16 protein-coding genes are annotated in these 19,691 nt (G+C 65.9%); 9 read left to right on the top strand and 7 right to left on the bottom strand.

Annotation, left to right across the window (positions count from 1 at the left end):
- Positions 1 to 6 precede the first annotated feature (6 nt).
- Together nrdR and glyA are read right to left on the bottom strand one after the other, a co-directional pair.
- Positions 7 to 522 carry a transcriptional regulator NrdR gene (gene nrdR, locus ACN9M2_RS15145; protein ID WP_306849690.1) on the bottom strand — a complete coding sequence of 172 codons (516 nt, stop codon included), beginning with the start codon at positions 520 to 522 and terminating at the stop codon, positions 7 to 9.
- A 3-nt stretch (positions 523 to 525) separates the two neighbouring features.
- Positions 526 to 1,782 (bottom strand): serine hydroxymethyltransferase, encoded by a 1,257-nt coding sequence (glyA, locus tag ACN9M2_RS15150; protein WP_426285469.1) that lies wholly within the window; start codon positions 1,780 to 1,782, stop codon positions 526 to 528.
- 240 nt (positions 1,783 to 2,022) lie between these two features.
- Here glyA and ACN9M2_RS15155 point away from each other — a divergent pair, with 240 nt between their 5' ends.
- The 6 genes from ACN9M2_RS15155 to ACN9M2_RS15180 all read left to right on the top strand — a co-directional run bounded on the left by ACN9M2_RS15155 (position 2,023) and on the right by ACN9M2_RS15180 (position 8,941).
- Entirely contained in the window at positions 2,023 to 3,099 is a 1,077-nt protein-coding gene (locus tag ACN9M2_RS15155) for a hypothetical protein (protein WP_426285470.1), read from the top strand.
- A gap of 256 nt (positions 3,100 to 3,355) precedes the next feature.
- Entirely contained in the window at positions 3,356 to 4,462 is a 1,107-nt protein-coding gene (locus ACN9M2_RS15160; RefSeq protein WP_426285471.1) for a hypothetical protein, read from the top strand.
- Positions 4,463 to 4,670: 208 nt separating this feature from the next.
- Positions 4,671 to 5,732 carry a reprolysin-like metallopeptidase gene (locus ACN9M2_RS15165; RefSeq protein ID WP_426285472.1) on the top strand — a complete coding sequence of 354 codons (1,062 nt, stop codon included), beginning with the start codon at positions 4,671 to 4,673 and terminating at the stop codon, positions 5,730 to 5,732.
- 155 nt (positions 5,733 to 5,887) lie between these two features.
- Positions 5,888 to 7,546 carry an energy-dependent translational throttle protein EttA gene (gene ettA, locus ACN9M2_RS15170; protein ID WP_426285473.1) on the top strand — a complete coding sequence of 553 codons (1,659 nt, stop codon included), beginning with the start codon at positions 5,888 to 5,890 and terminating at the stop codon, positions 7,544 to 7,546.
- A 76-nt stretch (positions 7,547 to 7,622) separates the two neighbouring features.
- Positions 7,623 to 8,435 (top strand): orotidine-5'-phosphate decarboxylase, encoded by an 813-nt coding sequence (pyrF, locus tag ACN9M2_RS15175; RefSeq protein WP_426285474.1) that lies wholly within the window; start codon positions 7,623 to 7,625, stop codon positions 8,433 to 8,435.
- A gap of 122 nt (positions 8,436 to 8,557) precedes the next feature.
- The gene (locus ACN9M2_RS15180; protein WP_029213475.1) at positions 8,558 to 8,941 is read left to right on the top strand and encodes a hypothetical protein; all 384 of its coding nucleotides are present in this window, start codon (positions 8,558 to 8,560) and stop codon (positions 8,939 to 8,941) included.
- Between the two features lie 12 nt (positions 8,942 to 8,953).
- Here the strand turns inward: ACN9M2_RS15180 and def are convergent, their stop codons facing one another.
- Positions 8,954 to 9,490: a peptide deformylase gene (gene def, locus ACN9M2_RS15185; protein WP_426285475.1), complete on the bottom strand. Its 537-nt coding sequence runs from the start codon at positions 9,488 to 9,490 to the stop codon at positions 8,954 to 8,956.
- A gap of 195 nt (positions 9,491 to 9,685) precedes the next feature.
- Between def and ACN9M2_RS15190 the strand changes: the two genes are divergently transcribed.
- Both ACN9M2_RS15190 and ACN9M2_RS15195 read left to right on the top strand, forming a co-directional pair.
- The gene (locus tag ACN9M2_RS15190) at positions 9,686 to 11,761 is read left to right on the top strand and encodes a carbon starvation CstA family protein (protein WP_426285476.1); all 2,076 of its coding nucleotides are present in this window, start codon (positions 9,686 to 9,688) and stop codon (positions 11,759 to 11,761) included.
- A 10-nt stretch (positions 11,762 to 11,771) separates the two neighbouring features.
- Positions 11,772 to 11,978 (top strand): YbdD/YjiX family protein, encoded by a 207-nt coding sequence (locus ACN9M2_RS15195; RefSeq protein ID WP_426285477.1) that lies wholly within the window; start codon positions 11,772 to 11,774, stop codon positions 11,976 to 11,978.
- Positions 11,979 to 11,987: 9 nt separating this feature from the next.
- On the opposite strand, the gene ACN9M2_RS15200 is transcribed toward ACN9M2_RS15195, so the two are convergent.
- Positions 11,988 to 12,695: a FadR/GntR family transcriptional regulator gene (locus ACN9M2_RS15200; protein ID WP_426285478.1), complete on the bottom strand. Its 708-nt coding sequence runs from the start codon at positions 12,693 to 12,695 to the stop codon at positions 11,988 to 11,990.
- 134 nt (positions 12,696 to 12,829) lie between these two features.
- Here ACN9M2_RS15200 and ACN9M2_RS15205 point away from each other — a divergent pair, with 134 nt between their 5' ends.
- Positions 12,830 to 13,972 carry an aldose epimerase family protein gene (locus ACN9M2_RS15205; RefSeq protein ID WP_426285479.1) on the top strand — a complete coding sequence of 381 codons (1,143 nt, stop codon included), beginning with the start codon at positions 12,830 to 12,832 and terminating at the stop codon, positions 13,970 to 13,972.
- A gap of 13 nt (positions 13,973 to 13,985) precedes the next feature.
- Here the strand turns inward: ACN9M2_RS15205 and ACN9M2_RS15210 are convergent, their stop codons facing one another.
- Genes ACN9M2_RS15210 through purL form a run of 3 tightly spaced genes read right to left on the bottom strand, consistent with a single transcriptional unit; the run spans position 13,986 to position 19,619 of the window.
- Entirely contained in the window at positions 13,986 to 14,888 is a 903-nt protein-coding gene (locus ACN9M2_RS15210; protein WP_426285480.1) for a DMT family transporter, read from the bottom strand.
- Positions 14,885 to 15,739 carry a glycosyltransferase family 2 protein gene (locus ACN9M2_RS15215; RefSeq protein ID WP_426285481.1) on the bottom strand — a complete coding sequence of 285 codons (855 nt, stop codon included), beginning with the start codon at positions 15,737 to 15,739 and terminating at the stop codon, positions 14,885 to 14,887. The genes ACN9M2_RS15210 and ACN9M2_RS15215 overlap by 4 nt, the downstream gene beginning before the upstream one ends.
- A gap of 16 nt (positions 15,740 to 15,755) precedes the next feature.
- Positions 15,756 to 19,619, bottom strand: a complete 3,864-nt coding sequence (purL, locus tag ACN9M2_RS15220) for a phosphoribosylformylglycinamidine synthase (RefSeq protein WP_426285482.1) — start codon at positions 19,617 to 19,619, stop codon at positions 15,756 to 15,758.
- Positions 19,620 to 19,691 lie beyond the last annotated feature (72 nt).

Genomic DNA, 19,691 nt, shown 5'->3' on the forward strand with positions numbered 1-19,691 from the left:
GCGACATCAGGGTTTGCGCCCTCGCCGCGCCGCGTCGAGCAGCGGCAGTTGCAGGCCTTCGAGCGACGGCAGGTCACGTTCCAGCTTCTCGATCTCCTCGCGGAAGGCGTGGACGTCTTCGAAACGCCGGTAGACCGAGGCGAAACGCACGTAGGCCACCTGGTCGAGCTTCTTCAGCTCACGCATCACCAGTTCACCGACCTGGCGCGAGGGGACTTCGCGTTCGCCCATGCGGCGCAGATCGTTGATTACCGCGCGCATCGCGGTATCGACCGCGTCGCTCGCGACCGGGCGCTTCTGCAAGGCGCGCTCGAAGCTGACCCGCAGCTTATGCTCGTCGAAAGGCTCGCGCCGGTCGCCGGACTTCACGATGGCCGGCAATTTCAGCTCGGCCGTCTCGAAGGTATTGAAGCGCTCACCGCACTGCGGGCATTCGCGACGGCGGCGCACCGTGCTCCCGTCTTCGGTGAGACGGGAATCGATGACGCGCGTGTCTTCATGCTGGCAGAACGGACAATGCATCGATCAGCCGTACACCGGGAACCTGGCGCACTGCGCGGTGACCTTGTCGCGCACCGAGGCGATGACGGCGGCGTCGGCCGGTGCATCGAGCACGTCGCAGATCCACTGGGTCAGCTCGATGGCGTCGGCTTCCTTGTAACCACGGGTGGTGATCGCGGGCGTGCCCACGCGCAGCCCCGAGGTGACGAAGGGCGAACGCGGGTCGTTCGGCACCGCGTTCTTGTTCACCGTGATGTGCGCCTTGCCGAGCGCGGCTTCCGCGTCCTTGCCGGTGACGTCGCGGCCGATCAGGTCGATCAGCATGAGGTGGTTTTCCGTGCCGCCGGAAACGATCTTGTAGCCACGCTCCATGAAGGTCTTCGCCATCGCCTTGGCGTTCTTGACCACCTGGGCCTGGTATTCCTTGAAGGCGGGTTCCAGCGCTTCCTTGAAGGCCACGGCCTTGGCCGCGATGACGTGCATCAGCGGTCCGCCCTGGATGCCCGGGAAGACGATGGACTGCAGTTTCTTTTCCAACTCCTCGCCAAGCCCCTTGGCGACGATGATGCCGCCGCGCGGGCCGCGCAGGGTCTTGTGCGTGGTGGACGTGACCACGTGCGCATGGTCGATGGGGTTCGGGTAATGCCCCGTGGCCACGAGGCCGGCGACGTGCGCCATGTCCACGAACAGGTAGGCACCGACCTTGTCGGCGATGGCGCGGAAGCGCGCCCAGTCGAGCACCTGCGAATACGCGGAGAAGCCGGCGACAATCATTTTCGGCTTGTGTTCGACGGCGAGTTTCTCGATCTCGTCGTAGTTCACCAGGCCCGTGTCCGGATCGATGCCGTACTGCACGGCGTTGAAGATCTTGCCCGAGAGGTTGACCTTGGCTCCGTGGGTGAGGTGGCCGCCGTGCGCTAGGCTCATGCCCAGGATGGTGTCGCCCGGCTGCAGCAGGGCGAAGTACACCGCCTGGTTGGCCTGCGAACCGGAGTGCGGCTGGACATTCGCATAGTCGGCGCCGAACAACTTCTTCAGGCGGTCGATCGCCAGCTTCTCGGCGATGTCCACGTACTCGCAGCCACCGTAGTAGCGCTTGCCGGGGTAGCCCTCGGCGTACTTGTTGGTCAGCGAGGAGCCCTGGGCTTCCATGACGCGGGGGCTGGCGTAGTTCTCCGAGGCGATCAGCTCGACGTGATCTTCCTGGCGACGGGTCTCGTCGGCGATGGCCTTGGCGAGTTCGTCGTCATAGCCGGCGATCGTTGCATCCTTCGGGAACATCTCGACCTCATGGGAACGGGTGGGGAAAGAAGACCGAAAGTGTAGCGTTAGCGGCAGTTTGCGGCCACCACCCGCCTGAATCGGGGTATTTAGCGGCAAGGGACGGCACATACGCGGGCGTATGCCGCTTGATGGCGTAGGCGGTACCCGCGCCCGTTTCCTTCTGCGTAGCGGATCACGGCACGCGAACGTAGGCTACCTGCGGGCACCCACGCCCGTCCCCAAACTGAAAGGAATCCCATGAGAACCATGGATAGCGGCCGGCTGCGCCGGCTTTGCCTTGGGCTGGCTCTTGCCAGCCTTTCCCCGCTGGCGGTCTCCGCGGCGACCCACAACCCGGCGCCCGACGTGCCGGGCCGCTTCGACACCGCGGTGGCCGCAGGTCTCCCTGCCGTCATCTCAATCGGCGCGCGCGACCCCGCACAGACCCTGGCCACGACACCCGCGCACGACGAACTCGTTGTGCGCCGCCGGATTGAGAGCCACTCCACCTACTCCGACGCCAGCCCCGTGGAACTTTACGATGTTCAATTCCGTGGTCGCGACGCGGTGGCGCTGCGCCACGGAACAAACCTGCACATCACGTCGATCGATGACCAGATGCTGCGCTCCACCGCGTTCAAGACAGGTGCGGAAGATCCGACCGAGGATGCCTTGCCGGTGAATGGCGGGGCGCCACAGGGAGCGATCGACGAGGAGCCCGCACATGAGAGCGTGGAGGATCTCGCGGACGACCCCGCGGATGAAGAGGATTCCCGGGACCTGCACATATTTGCTTTCGTGCACGACGACGTGCGTCTCAACGACGACGACATCTTTGCGCGGTTCTTCGGTTGGTGGATCAAGCGCATGGAGTTCGACGTGCTGGAGGATCGGCGCGTCCATGTTCATCTTCGCCGGAACATTCCAGGGGTGACCCAGCCCTCGTACGGTCACAAGGGTGCGCTGTCCCAGTGGATAGATGTGGCACGTGAATACCTCCATCCCGAACTCGCCCCACCCTCGACCATCATGCACAGCCGCGACATCCTCCTGGTGAATGGAAAATCGGTAGAGCCGGGCGCCGCCGGCATCGCGAATGGGCAGCCCGGTTCGTATGCCATGGCTAGCACCGTAGGCAGCATCGCCGTGCCCGCCCATGAAATCGGCCACATGCTGAATGCCTCGCATGGAAACGCGGAGCGGCGATTCACCGGCCCCTTCTCCACCTGCGACACCATCATGTACCCGGTAGATCCCACCGTGCTGTGCAAGGCCTACAGCCTGCCTAATGTCGACCGTATACGTCGTCTGATGGACTACCGCCGTCCCCGATGAGCGCACGAGGGGCGCGGTGGGGCGCCCCTTCGGTCCCGCGGTTGCGACGATCCGCGAGCGCCGCGGCATTGAAGCATGGTCGACACATTACCCGCGGAGGCGTGACCGTGAAGGCTATCCGAAGATTCCACGTTCGACGCCTACGAATTCGCGTGGACGGAGACTGCAAGCGACAACCGATGCATCGCGAATACTGGGCGGCCTCGCGCGCATCCATCACGACCGCAACACCTCCACCCGGCCCCAAGGACGAACCATGCCCAACCACAACCGCAAGACACACTCCCGCGCGATCCTGAGTACTTCGATGGTGCTTGCCTGCTGCGCGGCGTTCAGTGCGCAAGCCGCGCGTCACGAACCGACATCGCCGGCGGAAAGCACCAATGCGACCGCCGTCGCAAGGTTCGACGCGGCGATCGCACAAGGTCTACCCGCGCGGTTGCAGTTGACCGGGTTGAGGTCAGGTCAGACCCGCGGCGACGACGACCTGCACATCGAAGGCAGGCTCGAAGGCGATGTCGTCTTCGCCGACGGGACGCATGGCGTCACATACGATGGTATGTGGCGTGGCACCAGGGCCGTTGTGACCCGATCGCGCGGCCACCTCGACATCACGTCAGTCACCCGCTCGGGCATCGACATCACGGGCTATACCGAGGGGAGCGACGAGGTCGAGCATGAAGCCCTGGCAGGCGATCCGCGTGACCGGTCCGCGCGAACGGCGGTGAAAGCCTCCCCGCCCGCACCCCCCGCCACTCCCGACGCCGCGGAAGAACTGAAGCCCAATCGCCTCACCTTCCACCTGATGCTTCACGACGACACCCGCGGCACGTACTCGCATCACATCCATGCGGGTTACGTCGCCTGGTGGCTCGCCGATTTCCAGCGCAGGATCGCGCCCGGAAGAGTGGTCGACGTTCTCTACAGCCGGGACATTGCCGGCGTCACGGACGTCCGCTACGGCTACCTTGGCACGCTCCACGACTGGTCCGACGCAATGGAACGCTACGCCAGCGAACGAGACATCCCGCGTACCTACCGCCACAAGTTCCTGCTCGTCACCAAAGGCATGGTCGAACCCGATCGCTATGGGCGCTCGTGGCAGAAAGGGTTCGATGGCATGGCGTCGCTCGACGGGAGGTACCCGGAAGTCGCCCACCAGCTCGGACACCTGCTGGGAGCGAAGCACGAGCGGGCGGAAGTGCGCTACCAGGGCTGGTGGTGCGAGACGAACATGTATGCGCCCAGTCTTGTCCTGCGCTCGAACTGCTACGTGTACTCGCGCGCGAACATGAGCCTGATCGACGACTACGTCAGGACGGGCGAAGGGTTCATCGGGCACAGTCGGTGGTCGGAGGATTGATGCTCGCGTTCATCCCACGCACGGCACGACCGATCCTGGCCCTGTGCGCGGCGATCTGAAGGGATCGGCGCACGGACTACTCGGCTAGCCGGATAACCCTGTCCCGACACACCGTCCCACATACACGCCAGCGCCTCATCGCGCTGGTTTGGGACACACCAGCGGGCGGACAAAATGAGGGTTACCGAAATAAGCCAGGGAAAACCACATGAAACATCCGATGACCATGCTGCGCACCATCGCGGTTCTCGGCGCGAGTTGCGCCATGTCGCCGTCGATCGCCACGGATGGGCCGGTCGACGAGACCTCCGTCGTCGCGCGGTTCGACCGGGCTCTTGCCGCGGGGCTGCCGCAAACGATCCTCCTTCCCCGTGACAACGAACACGATATCGGCGAAAGCGAAGCTGGGGCACTGACGTTGCTTTCGCGGATGGCCGTGGACATCCGGATGCCCAACGGCGATACCATCGACATGTTCGATGCGCGCGTCGACGGTGCCCGGGCGGTCGTCTCCCGCCGCGCCGACCACGTGGACGTGACGATGCTGCGTGACGACAATCTCGACACACGGGGCTTCACCCTTGGAACGGACGAGACCGAGCATGTGACCCGCTCGGGGGCGGACCCCATCGAATACTCCGGCCAACCGGACCCCATCGCCCAGGGTTCGAGCGGCACGGGGACGGTACATGTCGCGTTTCCGGAGCGCGCGGCGAAAGACGATCCGCTCACGATCAACATCTTCGTGCACGACGATACCGACATCGTCGACGGGCACGACCTGTACCGCGACTACCTGTCCTGGTGGCTCGCTGAACTCAGGGAGAAGATCGTGCCCGACCAGGCTATCAAGGTCGACGTCGTCGGCCGGATACGAGGGGTGACCGACATAAAATACGGGGGCAGCGCCTCCATCACGCGCTGGACGAGCGTGGTGGCCAAACTGGTGGAGAAACAGGGCTTCCGGCGTACCCACAAGGACAAGTACCTGCTGTTCACCAAGAACGAGATATCGCCCGGCCTTTCGGGCGTCGCGCTCCGGAACAAGAGTGAAGCCATCGCATCGAAGGCAGGGGGCTACAGCATCATCGCCCACGAACTTGGCCACACGCTCGGGGCGCTGCACGAAGATGCGGAAATTCGTTATGGCGGCTGGTGGTGCGAGACGAACATGTATGGAAACCACTCACCGTTCCGCTCGCACTGCTATGTGTACTCGGACAAGAACCGGGCACGAATCCGCGACTACATCGCCCACGGCGCGTTGTAACGGTGCCAGGGGGAGGGGAAGCCCCTCCCCCGCCCGTTTTCGCGACCCGGACGAAGGCCGGGCGGAACGGGGCATGGGCCGGCCGGACGCGGTACAATTGGGGTTTGCCCACCCGGCATCCAGCCGGGGGCGCGGCTGTGCCTTACGGAGCGTCCATGCAATACATCTACACCATGAACGGGGTGAGCAAGATCGTCCCCCCGAAGCGCCAGATCATCAAGGACATCTCGCTGTCGTTCTTCCCCGGCGCCAAGATCGGCCTGCTGGGTATCAACGGCGCGGGCAAGTCCACGGTCCTGCGGATCATGGCCGGCGTCGACACCGACTTCCAGGGTGAGGCGCGCGCCAATCCGGGCACCAAGATCGGGTATCTCGCCCAGGAACCGGATCTCGATCCGAGCAAGACCGTTCGCGAAGCGGTCGAGGAAGGCGTCTCGGAAGTGCTCGACGCCCAGAAGCGCCTCGAGGAGGTCTACGCGGCCTATGCCGAGGAAGGCGCCGATTTCGACAAGCTGGCCAAGGAGCAGGAGGCCCTGGAGGGCATCCTGGCCGCCAACGACGCCCACGCCCTGGAGCGCCAGCTCGAAGTCGCGGCCGACGCGCTGCGCCTGCCGCCGTGGGATGCGAAGATCGGCCCGCTGTCCGGTGGCGAGAAGCGCCGCGTCGCGCTCTGCCGCCTGCTGCTGTCCAAGCCGGACATGCTCCTGCTCGACGAGCCGACCAACCATCTGGATGCGGAGTCGGTCGACTGGCTGGAAACCTTCCTGCACGACTACCCGGGCACCGTGGTGGCCGTCACCCATGACCGCTACTTCCTCGATAACGCCGCCGAATGGATCCTCGAACTCGATCGCGGTCGTGGCATTCCCTGGAAGGGCAACTACACCGAGTGGCTGGAGCAGAAGGACCAGCGGCTCGCGCAGGAAGCCAACCAGGAAAAATCGCGCCAGAAGGCGATCAAGAAGGAACTGGAGTGGGTGCGCTCGGCGGCCAAGGGCCGCCAGTCGAAGGGCAAGGCCCGTCTCAACCGCTTCGAGGAGCTGAACTCGGTCGAGTACCAGCGCCGCAACGAAACCAACGAGATCTTCATTCCGCCGGGTGAGCGCCTGGGCCAGGAAGTGATCGAGTTCAAGAACGTCACGAAGTCGTTCGGTGACCGCGTGCTGATCGAGGATCTCTCGTTCAAGATCCCGCCGGGCGCCATCGTCGGCGTGATCGGCCCGAACGGTGCCGGCAAGTCCACCATGATGAAGATGATCATGGGCAAGGAAACGCCGGACAGCGGCGAGGTAAAGCTGGGCCACACGGTCAAGCTCGCCTACGTCGACCAGTCGCGCGACGCGCTCGACCCGAAAAACAACGTCTGGCAGGAAGTCTCGGGCGGCTCGGACATCCTTACGATCGGCAACTTTGAAATCCAGTCGCGCGCGTACATCGGCCGCTTCAACTTCAAGGGCACCGACCAGCAGAAGATCGTCGGCCAGTTGTCCGGCGGTGAGCGTGGCCGCCTGCACATGGCCAAGACCCTGCTCCAGGGCGGCAACGTGCTGCTGCTCGACGAACCGTCCAACGATCTGGACGTCGAGACGCTGCGCGCACTGGAAGACGCCCTGCTCGAATTCCCGGGCTGCGCGGTGGTCATCTCGCATGACCGTTGGTTCCTCGACCGCATCGCCACGCACATCATCTCGTTCGAAGGCGATTCGCACGTCGAGTTCTTCCCGGGCAACTACAACGAGTACGAAGCCGACAAGAAGCGCCGCATGGGCGACGATGCCGGTCCGAAGCGCGTGAAGTACAAGAAGCTGGTCTGACAAAACCGGCGTCCTGCGAGGCAGGCACCTCCTGACAGGTGCCTGCCCGTGCATCCATGAACAAGCGAAGTCGCCCATGAACTTCATGACCGCCCTGAAGGACGCCTGGCGTCGCAACGATTCCCTGGTCTGCGTCGGCCTCGATCCCGAGCCGGGCCGCCTGCCCGCCGGGCTCTCGGGCAACGAAGGCATCTTCACCTTCTGCCGCGACATCGTCGACGCCACCGCCGGCCTGGTCTGCGCGTATAAACCGCAGATCGCCCACTTCGCCGCGCAACGCGCGGAAGGCGTCCTGGAACGGCTGATCGCCCATATCCACGACAAGCATCCGGGCATCCCGGTGATCCTCGACGCGAAGCGTGGCGATATCGGTTCGACGGCCAAGCACTACGCGGCGGAGGCCTTCGACCGCTACGACGCCGACGCGGTCACGCTGAACCCTTATCTCGGCCACGACTCCATCGCTCCGTTCCTGGAACGCGCCGACAAGGGCGTGATCCTGCTTTGCCGTACGTCCAATCCGGGTGGCAAGGATTTCCAGGCACTCGACTGTGGCGGCGAGCCGCTCTACATCCGCGTGGCCGAGACCATCGCGCGCGACTGGAACGGAAACGGCAACTGCGCGCTGGTCACAGGCGCGACCTGGCCGGAAGAGCTGGGCCGCGTGCGCCGGGTGGTGGGCGACATGCCGCTGCTGGTGCCGGGCATCGGTGCCCAGGGCGGCGACGTGAAAGCGGTGATGGTTAACGGCAAGACGGCCGACGGAACAGGCCTGATGATTTCCTCCTCGCGCGCCATCCTCTACGCTAGCGCCGGTCCCGACTTTGCCGACCTAGCACATCGAGCGGCCGACGAAATGAGAAAATCGGTCAACTTGTTCCGTATTTGAGTAGCAAAACCAAAAGCAGTCGCAAATTGTACGATTTAGCAACTGCAAAAGGCTTACGCTGCCGCTCCGCGCTATCGAACAATACCGGGCTAGAAGCGCCACAGCGTTCCACCGGAGTTGTCATGCCACCTATTAACCGAGGTTTTTCCCAACGCCTGCATGTCGCGCTGGACATGGCCGGCGTGAAGAAAGGCCGCGGCCGCATCACCCAGCTTGCCGACCTTTTCGACGTCAGCCGGGAAACGGCTCGCAAATGGCTCAGCGACCTCGGCTTGCCCGAACTGGAGCGCCAGATCGACATGGCGACGCGGTTCGGCGTCAATTTCGAATGGCTGGCCACCGGCCGCGGTTCTCCGAACGGCGCCACCGGCGTGCGCGAAAGTCCCGCCCTTTACCGTGCGGATTCTCGCGAGCAATTGCGACTGGTGGGGCTCGTCAGCCGCCTGCCGAAAGAGCGCCGCAAGGCCCTGCTGGTCATCATCGAAGCACTGGCGGACGCCGAGTAACTCCGAAAAATCTCAGTCATCCCCCATATCCATGCCGGGGAACAGCACCTCGGTGAAGCCGAACTTCGTGAAGTCGGTGATGCGCGAGGGATAGAGACGACCGATCAGGTGATCGCACTCATGCTGTACCACGCGGGCATGGAAGCCCTCGGCGGTACGGTCGATGGGCGAGCCCTTCGGATCGATGCCCTGGTAGCGGATCAACGAGTAGCGGTTCACGGCACCGCGCAGTCCCGGCACGGACAGGCAACCCTCCCAGGCCTCCTCCATATCCTGCGAGAGGGGCGTGATCTCCGGGTTGAGCAGGATGGTCTGCGGCACCGGTGGCGCATCGGGGTAGCGCTCACTGCTGTCGAAACCGAAGATCACCAGTTGCAGGTCGACCCCGACCTGGGGCGCGGCCAAGCCGACGCCACCCGCGTCGTACATGGTGTCGAACATGTCCTGGATGAGGGCCTCGAGCTCGGCCGAGCCGATCATCCCGGAAGGAACGGGCGGCGCGATGCGAAGCAGGCGCTCGTCACCCATCTTGAGGATCTCGCGAATCACGGGTTTTTCCCTGGGGAGTGGGGATACCCGCAGCATGGCGCCGGAACGCGCCCGGCTCAAGCCTTTTGGGCCGACGCGGCACGCAGCGGGCCTCCTTGACCATTCGACCAATGGCTAATACGCCAAACGCCCTGCGGAGATTGACCCCCAAGGCGGGCAGGACGACCCTTGTCGCATCCGCAAGGGGAGCACAACATGCAAAGCGCCATTCCCAAACCCAGTCCCGCGGGCAAGATCCTGTGGACCGCCATCGCCATCATCGGCGCCTGGTGTCTCGGCGTCGTCGCCCTCCGGCGCGGCGAACCCATCAACGCCATCTGGCTGGTTACCGCGTCGGTCGCCGTGTTCCTCATCGGCTACCGCTTCTATAGCCGGCTGATCGCCACCCGGCTGCTCCAGCTCGACCCCACGCGCGCCACGCCCGCGGTCCTGCGCAATGACGGTCTCGACTACGTGCCGACCGACAAGTGGGTGGTATTCGGGCACCACTTCGCCGCCATCGCCGGCGCCGGCCCCCTGGTCGGACCCGTGCTCGCCGCGCAGATGGGCTACCTGCCCGGCACGCTGTGGATTCTGGTCGGCGTCGTCTTCGCCGGCGCCGTGCAGGATTTCATGATCCTCGGCCTTTCGCTGCGACGCGACGGCCGTTCGCTCGGCCACATGCTGCGCGAAGAACTGGGCGAAGTCCCGGGCGTCATCGCCATGGTCGGCGTACTCGTGCTGATGATGATCGTGCTGGCCGTGCTGGCGCTGGTCGTGGTCAAGGCGCTGACGCACAGCCCCTGGGGCACCTTCACCGTCGCCGCGACGATCCCCATCGCGCTGCTGATGGGCCTGTATCTGCGCTACATCAGGCCGGGCCGCATCCTGGAGGTTTCCATCATCGGCCTGGTCCTGTTGCTGGCGTCGATCTGGTACGGCAAGACCGTCGCCGATACGCCGGCCCTGTCCGTCCTGTTCGACTTCGACGCCAAAGGCCTGGCCTGGCTCTTGATCGGCTACGGCTTCTTCGCCTCGGTACTGCCGGTATGGCTGCTGCTCGCGCCGCGCGACTACCTGTCCACCTTCCTCAAGATCGGCACCATCGTGCTGCTCGCCCTGGCCATCTTCCTCGCGGCGCCGACGCTGCAGATGCCGGCCGTCACGAAGTTCATCGACGGCACGGGCCCGGTCTTCTCGGGCAACCTCTTCCCGTTCCTGTTCATCACCATCGCCTGCGGCGCGGTGTCGGGCTGGCATTCCATCATCGCCTCCGGCACCACGCCGAAGTTGCTGGCCAACGAGGGTGAGGCACGCATCGTCGGTTACGGCGGCATGCTGATGGAGGCCTTCGTCGCCATCATGGCGCTCATCGCGGCGGCCTCGCTGCATCCGGGCGTGTACTTCGCCATGAACTCCCCCGGCGCCCTGGTCGGCACCACGGCCGAGCAGGCCGCGCAGACGATCAGCACCTGGGGCTTCCTGGTCACCCCGGCCGAACTGACCGAGACGGCGAAGAACATCGGTGAAAGCACCATCCTCGGCCGTGCGGGCGGCGCACCGACGCTCGCGGTGGGCATGGCGCAGCTGCTCCACGGGATCATGCCCGGCGAGGGCATGATGGCCCTGTGGTACCACTACGCCATCCTGTTCGAAGCCCTGTTCATCCTCACCACCGTCGATGCCGGCACGCGCGTGGGCCGCTTCATGATCCAGGAATTGGCCGGCATGGCCTGGGCACCCTTGAAGCAGACCGAATCCTGGCTCGGCAACGTCGTCGCCACGGTGATCTGCGTGGGCCTGTGGGGATATTTCCTCTACCAGGGAGCAGTCGATCCGCTGGGCGGCATCAACACGCTGTGGCCCCTGTTCGGCATAGCCAATCAGATGCTCGCGGCGATCGCACTGATGCTCGCCACCGTGGTCACGGTGAAACTCAAGCGCGAGCGTTTCGTGCTGATACCGGCGGTGCCCGCCGCATGGCTGGTGATCTGCACGCTGACCGCCGGCTGGCAGAAGATCTTCGACGCCAAGATCAGCTTCACCGCGGCGGCGCAGAAGTACGCCGATGCGATGGCCAGCGGGAAGCTGCTCGCACCGGCCAAGACAATGGACGAAATGCAGCGGATCGTCACCAACAACCGCGTGGACATGGCACTCACCGCCCTGTTCATGCTGTTGGTGCTGACCATGCTGTTCTTCTCGCTTCGCGCCATCGCCCGCGCCTGGCGCGCCAACCACCCGACCGCGCACGAGGAACCCTACGTCGCGCTGTCCAGCGTGGCTCCCTGAGGACAACGCCATGAGCCTCGATGCACGAACGGCACCTCGCTCGCTATGGAAGTGGGCGGTCCAGACCGCCCGCCTCTGCTGCGGCGTGCCCGACTACGACGTGTACGTGAAACACCTGCGCGAGCATCACCCGGAGCGCGCCGTGCCCAGCTACGGCGAGTTCTTCCGGGAACGGCAGGAAGCGAGGTACCGCGGCACGGGTGGCCGCTGCTGCTGAGGTCCCCCGCTACCTGCGGCGGCCCTTGCGCATGTTCGCCCGCGAGTCCGCGATCATCGAGTGCATGGCCGCCGCCGCCTCGTTCGGACGGCGGCGGCGGATGGCTTCGTACACCGCCCGGTGTTGCGGCAACGAGTATTTGAAGTTCTTCGCGTTACGTGCGGACATCACGAAGAAGGTGGCCAGGGCGGTTTCGATCACGGCGAACAGCGAGCTCAACAGCTCGTTGTTCGTCGCCGCGAGCACCGCCTCGTGAAACCGCAGGTCGGCCTCGGCCCAGGTATCCAGGTCTTCCGCCTCCTCCATGGCTTCGAGTGCCTCGGCGATCGTCTCCAGTTGCGCCGGGTCGCGCCGTCGCGCCGCCGCCATCACCGCCGCCGGCTCGATGATCTCGCGCATTTCCACCAGTTTCTCGACGAAGTCGTCGGTCGGCATCGTGGCGCAACGCCAGGCGAGCACGTCGGCATCGAGGTGGTTCCAATAGCTCGGGTCGCGCACGCGCATGCCCGTCTTCTGGCGCGTCTCGATCAACCCCTTGGACGCCAGCACCTTCAGTGCCTCCCGTAGCACCGTACGGCTGACCTCCATCTGCCCGGCCAGTTGCGACTCGCCGGGCAAGGCATCTCCCGGTCGCAACACGCCGCCCACGATCGAGCCGCCGATATCCTCGATCACCTGCGCGTGCAGGTTCCGCGCGCTTGCCGCCTTCAGTGCCATGGGCCCTTCCCGGTGTGCTACCCGGCGCACATCGTAGCCGCACCCGCCGGCGAGGCGATGACGCGGCGCAGCTTGTCATTTGTCGGACAAATGTGGTCTGTTCGCCTGACTTTCTCGAAGGGAGTGGACGTGCGATGAAGTTCGTAACGAGCCTGGCCACCGCGATCCTGCTGGCCACCACCACCGCCGCCGCGACGGCCGGCGAAGCAACGAAGGCATCGTTCGGCAGTACGCCGGACGGCACGGACGTGACGCTGGTCACACTCACCAACGGCCACGGCATGACGGCGAAGATCCTGTCGCTGGGCGCCGCGCTCTATGCACTGGAAGTACCCGACCGCAACGGCAAGCCCGGCGACATCGTGCTGGGTTATCCGGACATCAAGGGAACCTTCGCCAAGCCGCAGTACTTCGGCGACACCGTGGGCCGCTATGCCAATCGCATCGCCAAGGGGCGCTTCACCCTGGATGGCAAGCAGTACACGGTGCCGGTCAACGACGGCCCGAACTCGCTGCATGGCGGCAAGCTCGGCTTCGACAAGGTCGTCTGGACCGTCGACAAGGTGGAGTCCGGCGCCCGGCCCAGCGTCACCCTCACCTATGTCAGCCCCGATGGTGACCAGGGCTATCCCGGCAAGCTCACCACCACCGCGACGTACTCGATCGACGACAAGAACGAACTCACCATCGAGTACACCGCGACGACCGACGCCCCGACCATCGTCAACGTCACCAACCATGCCTACTGGAACCTCGCTGGCGAAGGTTCGGGAAGCGTCATGGACCAGAAGTTGATGATCGCCGCCGACGCCTACCTGCCAACCGATGCCACGGCCATCCCCACGGGCGAAATCCGCAACGTGGCCGGCAGCGACTTCGATTTCCGCAAGGCCAAGCCGATCGGCCGCGACATCCGCGACGCGAAGGAACAACAACTGGTGTTCGGCCGCGGGTACGACCACAACTGGGTGGTTTCGCGCAAGGAGGCCGCGCAGCCGCGCGAGGTGGCGCGGGTCAGCGATCCGAAGAGCGGGCGCGTGCTTTCGCTATGGTCGGCGCAACCGGGCCTGCAGTTCTACTCGGGCAATTTCCTCGACGCGACCACGTCGGGCAAGTCCGGCGGCGTCTATCGCCAGGGCGATGCGTTCGCGCTCGAACCCCAGCTCTACCCCGACACACCGAACCGCCCGGAATTCGGTTCGGCGCGGCTGGAGCCGGGCAAGACCTACCGGAACCTCATGATCTACAAGTTCTCGGTGGACAAGGCCACGAAGTAACCCCGCAGCGGGCTCACACTTCGAGATGCAACGCTTCCGCCGGTTTCTTCCGGCGGAAGCGCGGCGCAAGCTCCACCATGTACATCGCCGCCAGCACGAGCGCACCGCCGCCGAGCATGCGCACGGTGAGCGCGTCGACTCCCAGCAGCACCGCGAACCCGGCCGCGAACACCGGCTCGGTCGTCATCACGATCGCGGCCCGCGTCGCCGGCATGTGTGCCTGGGCCCAGGTTTGCACGAGCATCGCCAGCGCGCCGGCGACGAGTGCCATGTAGAGCACGGCGATCCACGCCTTGGCGTCCGGCGGCATGGCCGGTCCGCCGTGCGGCAAGGTGATCGCCAGGCAGACCGTGGCGATGCCTGCCATCTGGATCGCGGACATGCCAAACGCATCGCCCGGTTTCGACCAATGACCCAACCCGACGATGTGCAAGGCGTACAGCGCCGCCGAAGCCAGCGTGAGCAGCACGCCCGTATCCACGTCGAAACCGTTCAACGCCAGCACTCCCAGGCCCACGGTCGCGAGCACCACGGCGATCCAGGTGCTCCACGGCATGCGCTGCCGGAACAGCAGCAAGGCCAGGATCGGGGTAATCACCACGTACATGCCGGTGACGAAGCCGCTCACGCTGGGCGACGTCCGTGCCAGTCCTTCGGTCTGTAACCATTGCGCGACGCCGTAGAGCAGGCCCAGGCCGAAGCCCCGCAGGCGCTGCCTGCGATCGAGCCGCCTCAGCGGCCCCGCGAACAGCAGCAACATGGTCACCGCGGCGATGACGAAGCGCACCGCGAGGAAATCGACCACGGACATCCTGCCCACGACGTCCTTGATCAGGACGAAGGTGGAACCCCAGATCGCCGTGACCGCAAGCAGGCCGAGGGTGGCGAGGCCACCGCCACGCGCCGTCCCGCTCATCGGCGCTTCCGCAGGAGCTGGCCGGGAATCTTGACGAGGAAATGAGCCTGGATACCCATCCATACGAAGACGCGCACGAGCGGGTTACGCGCGGCGGGATCGTGACGGCGGAACCACAGGTACATGCTGCGATGCTTGTGCCGGCTGACGAAGACGGGCCGGTGCCGGCTGGAACCACCCTTGCCATGCAGCACGCGGACATCGCCGGCCAGCAGCACCTTGTAGCCCGCATCGCGCGCACGGCGGCAAAGGTCCATGTCCTCGCAGTGCAGGAAGAAGGTCTCGTCGAACCCATGGAGGCGCTCGAAGACCTCGCGCGGGATGAGGATGATCGCTCCGGAGACGATCTCGACCTCTTCGGCGCCGTCTGGAAACGGACCGTCGATATCGATGCCGGCGTCGCCGCCCCGGCCCAGCTTCGTGGCGAGCGACCGGCGCAGCAGGGGATCACGCCGCCGCGAGGCCGGATCGGGCCGGCCTTCGCTATCGCACACGACCGCGCCGACGATGCCCGTGTGGACGTCGACATGCGCGGCCATGCGGGAAATCGTGTCGGGCTCGACCAGGCAATCCGGATTGAGCACGAGCAGGTGGTCGCCCCGTGCCTGAGCGGCACCGCGATTCACCGCCGGACCGAAACCGAGGTTGGCCCGGTTGTAGACCACCCGCAAGCGCTCGTCGTCCGCGTAGGCGCGATCGAGCGACTCGGGCACGCCGTCGTTGGAGCCGTTGTCGACGACGATGATCTCGACCGGCACGTCGCTGGCGAGCGCGTGCTCGACACACTCGCGCGTGAACGGACCGCTATCCGCAAGCACGATGACGATGCTGGTCAGGCGGGGGCTGTTCACCGGTCGACCCCCGTCCTCAACCCACCCATACCCGGGCGTTGCGGAACATCCGCATCCACGGCGAATCCTCGCCCCACTGCTCCGGATGCCAGCTCAGCTGGGTGCTACGGAACACGCGCTCGGGGTGCGGCATCATGATGGTGATGCGGCCGTCGCCGGCGGTGAACGCGGCCAGGCCACCCGGTGAGCCGTTCGGATTGAGCGGATAGCTTTCGGTCGGCTTGCCGCGGTTGTCGACGAAGCGCGCCGCGGCATGGCTCTTGGAGGGGCTGCACACGTTGGGGAAGTGCACGCGGCCTTCGCCGTGCGCCACCGCGACGGGGATGCGCGAGCCGGCCATGCCACGGAAGAAGATGCTGCCCGAGTCGAGGATCTCCAGCGTGGCGACGCGCGCCTCGTACTGCTCCGACTGGTTACGCAGGAACTGCGGCCAATGCTTCGCGTCAGGGATGATGTCCTTGAGGCCGGACATCATCTGGCAGCCGTTGCAGACGCCGAGGGCGAACCGGGAGCCGTCTTCGAAGAAGCGGGCGAACTGCTCGCGCAAGGCATCGTTGTAGAGGATGGACGTGGCCCAGCCACGGCCGGCGCCGAGCACGTCGCCGTAGGAGAATCCGCCGCAGGCGGCGAAGCCGACGAAGTCCTTGAGGTGGTGACGGCCGCTGGCGAGGTCGGTCATATGGACGTCCACGGCGTCGAAGCCGGCACGGCTGAACGCCGCCGCCATTTCCACCTGGCCATTGACGCCCTGCTCGCGCAGGATCGCCACGCGCGGGCGCACGCCGGTCGCGATGTACGGCGCGGCGATGTCGTCGGCGGGATCGAACACCAGCTTCGGCGTGATGCCCGGATCGGCATCGTCGAGCCGCCATTCGCTCTCCTGGTCCGCGCTGTGCGGGTTGTCGCGCAGGCGCTGCATGGCGTAGCTGGTTTCATTCCAGGCACGGAAGAGTTCGGTCCAGTTCCACTTGAACGCAGGCTCGCCGTTGAGGTGCAGCTTGATGCCGAGCTTGTCCTTTGGCCGGCCCACGTTGTGAGTCATGCCGGCGAGGTTGTGCTTGACCAGCAATTGCTCGAAGGCCTCGCGGTTGGCCGCGGCCACCTGCACCACGGCGCCGAGTTCCTCGTTGAACAGGGCGCGCAGCGTGGCATCGGCCCAGCCGTCGAGTCGCAGCTCGAGGCCGCAATGGCCGGCGAAAGCCATTTCGAGCAGCGTCACGATGGCGCCGCCGTCCGAGCGGTCATGGTAGGCCAGCAGCAGGCCGGCCTGGTTGGCTTCCTGGATCAGTTCGAACATCGCGCGCAGGCGCTTGGGATCGTCCAGATCGGGCGGCACGCCGCCGCCGCGGTTGAATACCTGGGTGAGCGCCGAGCCGCCGAGGCGGTCACGCCCCGCGCCGAGGTCGATCAGCCACAGATCGGTGTCGCCACGATCGAGTTTCAGCTGCGGCGTGAGCGTGCGCCGCACGTCGTCGACGCGGGCGAAGCCGGTGATCACCAGCGACACCGGCGAAACGGTTTTCTGCGCCTTGCCGTTGCCGTCCGTCCAGACGGTCTGCATGGAGAGCGAATCCTTGCCCACCGGAATGGCGATATCGAGCGACGGGCACAGTTCCATGCCGACGGCCTTCACGGCGTCGAACAGGGCGGCATCCTCGCCCGGATGGTTCACGGCGGCCATCCAGTTCGCGGACAGGCGCACCTCATCGAGCTTGATCGAGGCGGCGGCGAGGTTGGTGAGGGCCTCGCCCACGGCCATGCGCGCGGCATCGGCACTGGAGAGCAGCGCGACGGGCGCGCGCTCGGCCATGGCCATGGCTTCGCCGGTATAGCCTTCGAAATCGGTCATGGTCACCGCGACGTCGGCGACCGGCACCTGCCAGGGGCCGACCATCGGGTCGCGTGCGTTCAGGCCACCCACGGTGCGGTCGCCGATAGTGATCAGGAAACTCTTGCTGCCCACGGCCGGCAGGCGGAGGACGCGCATCAGCGCCTCGTCCATGCCGATGCCGGTCAGGTCGGCGACGAGGTCGACACGCGGCTTCACGCGTACCGCGTCGCGGTGCATGCGCGGCGGCTTGCCGAACAGGACATCCATGCGCAGGTCGATCACGTCGATGTCGCGGCGCGTGTCGCGCACGATGAGGCGCGGTTCTTCCGTCGCTTCGCCGACGACGGCGAACGGACAGCGTTCGCGGGCGCAGAAGGCCTCGAACAGCTCGATGTCCTCGACGCCGATGGCGAGCACGTAACGTTCCTGCGACTCGTTGCTCCACACCTGCATCGGCGACAGCGTCGGGTCGTCGCAGGGCAGCTTCGACAGATCGATGACACCGCCGACGCCGGCATCGTTGAGTATTTCCGGGATGGCGTTGGACACACCACCCGCTCCCACGTCGTGGATGCTCACGATGGGGTTGCGGTCACCGCGCGCCCAGCAGGCGTCGATCACCTGCTGGCAACGGCGTTCCATCTCGGCGTTGTCGCGCTGCACGGACGCGAAGTCGAGTTCGGCGCTCGAGGTGCCGGACGCCACCGACGACGCGGCACCGCCACCGAGGCCGATGAGCATGGCCGGTCCGCCGAGCACGATCACCTTGTCGCCTGGACGGACCTTGCGCTTCTGCACGTGGCCGGGACGGATCGCGGCGAGGCCGCCGGCGATCATGATCGGCTTGTCGTATCCACGACGCACGCCCTTCTCGCCGGTTTCCTGCTCGAAGGTACGGAAGTAACCGCCGAGGGCGGGCCGGCCGAATTCGTTGTTGAACGCGGCGGCACCGAGCGGGCCGTCACGCATGATCTCGAACGCGGAAGCCATGCGCGGCGGCAGCGGACGCTCCTTTTCCCACGGACGCGGCAGCCCCGGAATACGCAGGTGCGACACCGAGAAGCCGGTGAGGCCCGCTTTCGGCTTGCCGCCACGGCCGGTCGCGCCCTCGTCGCGGATCTCGCCGCCGGCACCGGTGGCGGCACCCGGCCACGGCGCGATGGCCGTGGGATGGTTATGCGTCTCGACCTTGATGGCGTACGGAGCGGCCTCGGCCACCGTACGGAACACACCGTCTTCCGGGCTGACGAACAGGCGATGGCCCTCGTAGCCTTCGATCACGGCCGCATTGTCGTGGTACGCGGACAACGTATGCGCCGGCGACTTCTGGTGCGTGTTCTTGATCATGCCGAACAGCGACGATTCCTGCGTCGCGCCGTCCAGCGTCCAGGTGGCGTTGAACACCTTGTGCCGGCAGTGCTCCGAGTTCGCCTGCGCGAACATCATCAACTCGGCGTCGGTGGGCGCGCGGCCCATCTCGGCGTAGCGGTCCGCGAGGTAGTCGATCTCGTCGTCCGCGAGCGCCAGGCCCAACTCCTTGTTGGCGGCGGACAGCGCGGCACGGGCGTCGCCACCCAGGTCTACACGGCCGAGCGGGCCCGGCTCGCCGGCGAGGAACAGGCCCGAGGCCTGGCTCAGCTGGTCCAGCGGCGATTGCACCATCGGATCGCAGAACGCGGCCATCACGGCGGCATGGGCCGGCGTGCCGGCCTCGGGCATGCCGGTGACCCGCCAGGCGGTACCACGCTCCACGCGGCGCACGTCGAATCCCGCACCGTGGAGGATGTCGGTGGCCTTGCTGGACCAGGGCGAAATCGTGCCCAGCCGCGGCACCACCCAGAAGGTGGCGTCATCGGGCGTGGTGTTCTTCGCCTCCAGGACCGCGAGCAGGCGCGCACGCGCGTCGCCTTCCGGCGGCACGTCGGCGTCGACGAAGTAAGTGAACCAGGCGGCCTGCACCCGCGTCCCGTGATGCAGGGCATCCAGGTGGGCGTTCAGTCGTTCGAGGCGAAAAGGCGAGAGGGCGCTCTGCCCGTCGAGTGCGATCATGCGGGGGGAATAGGCGCAGCAGGAAAACGCCTATTCTACATGATGTTGCGCGGCAACATTGGGGTACCCCGG

The sequence above is a fragment of the Luteibacter sp. E-22 genome (genome assembly GCF_049913125.1).
In the GTDB taxonomy this organism is placed as follows: domain Bacteria; phylum Pseudomonadota; class Gammaproteobacteria; order Xanthomonadales; family Rhodanobacteraceae; genus Luteibacter.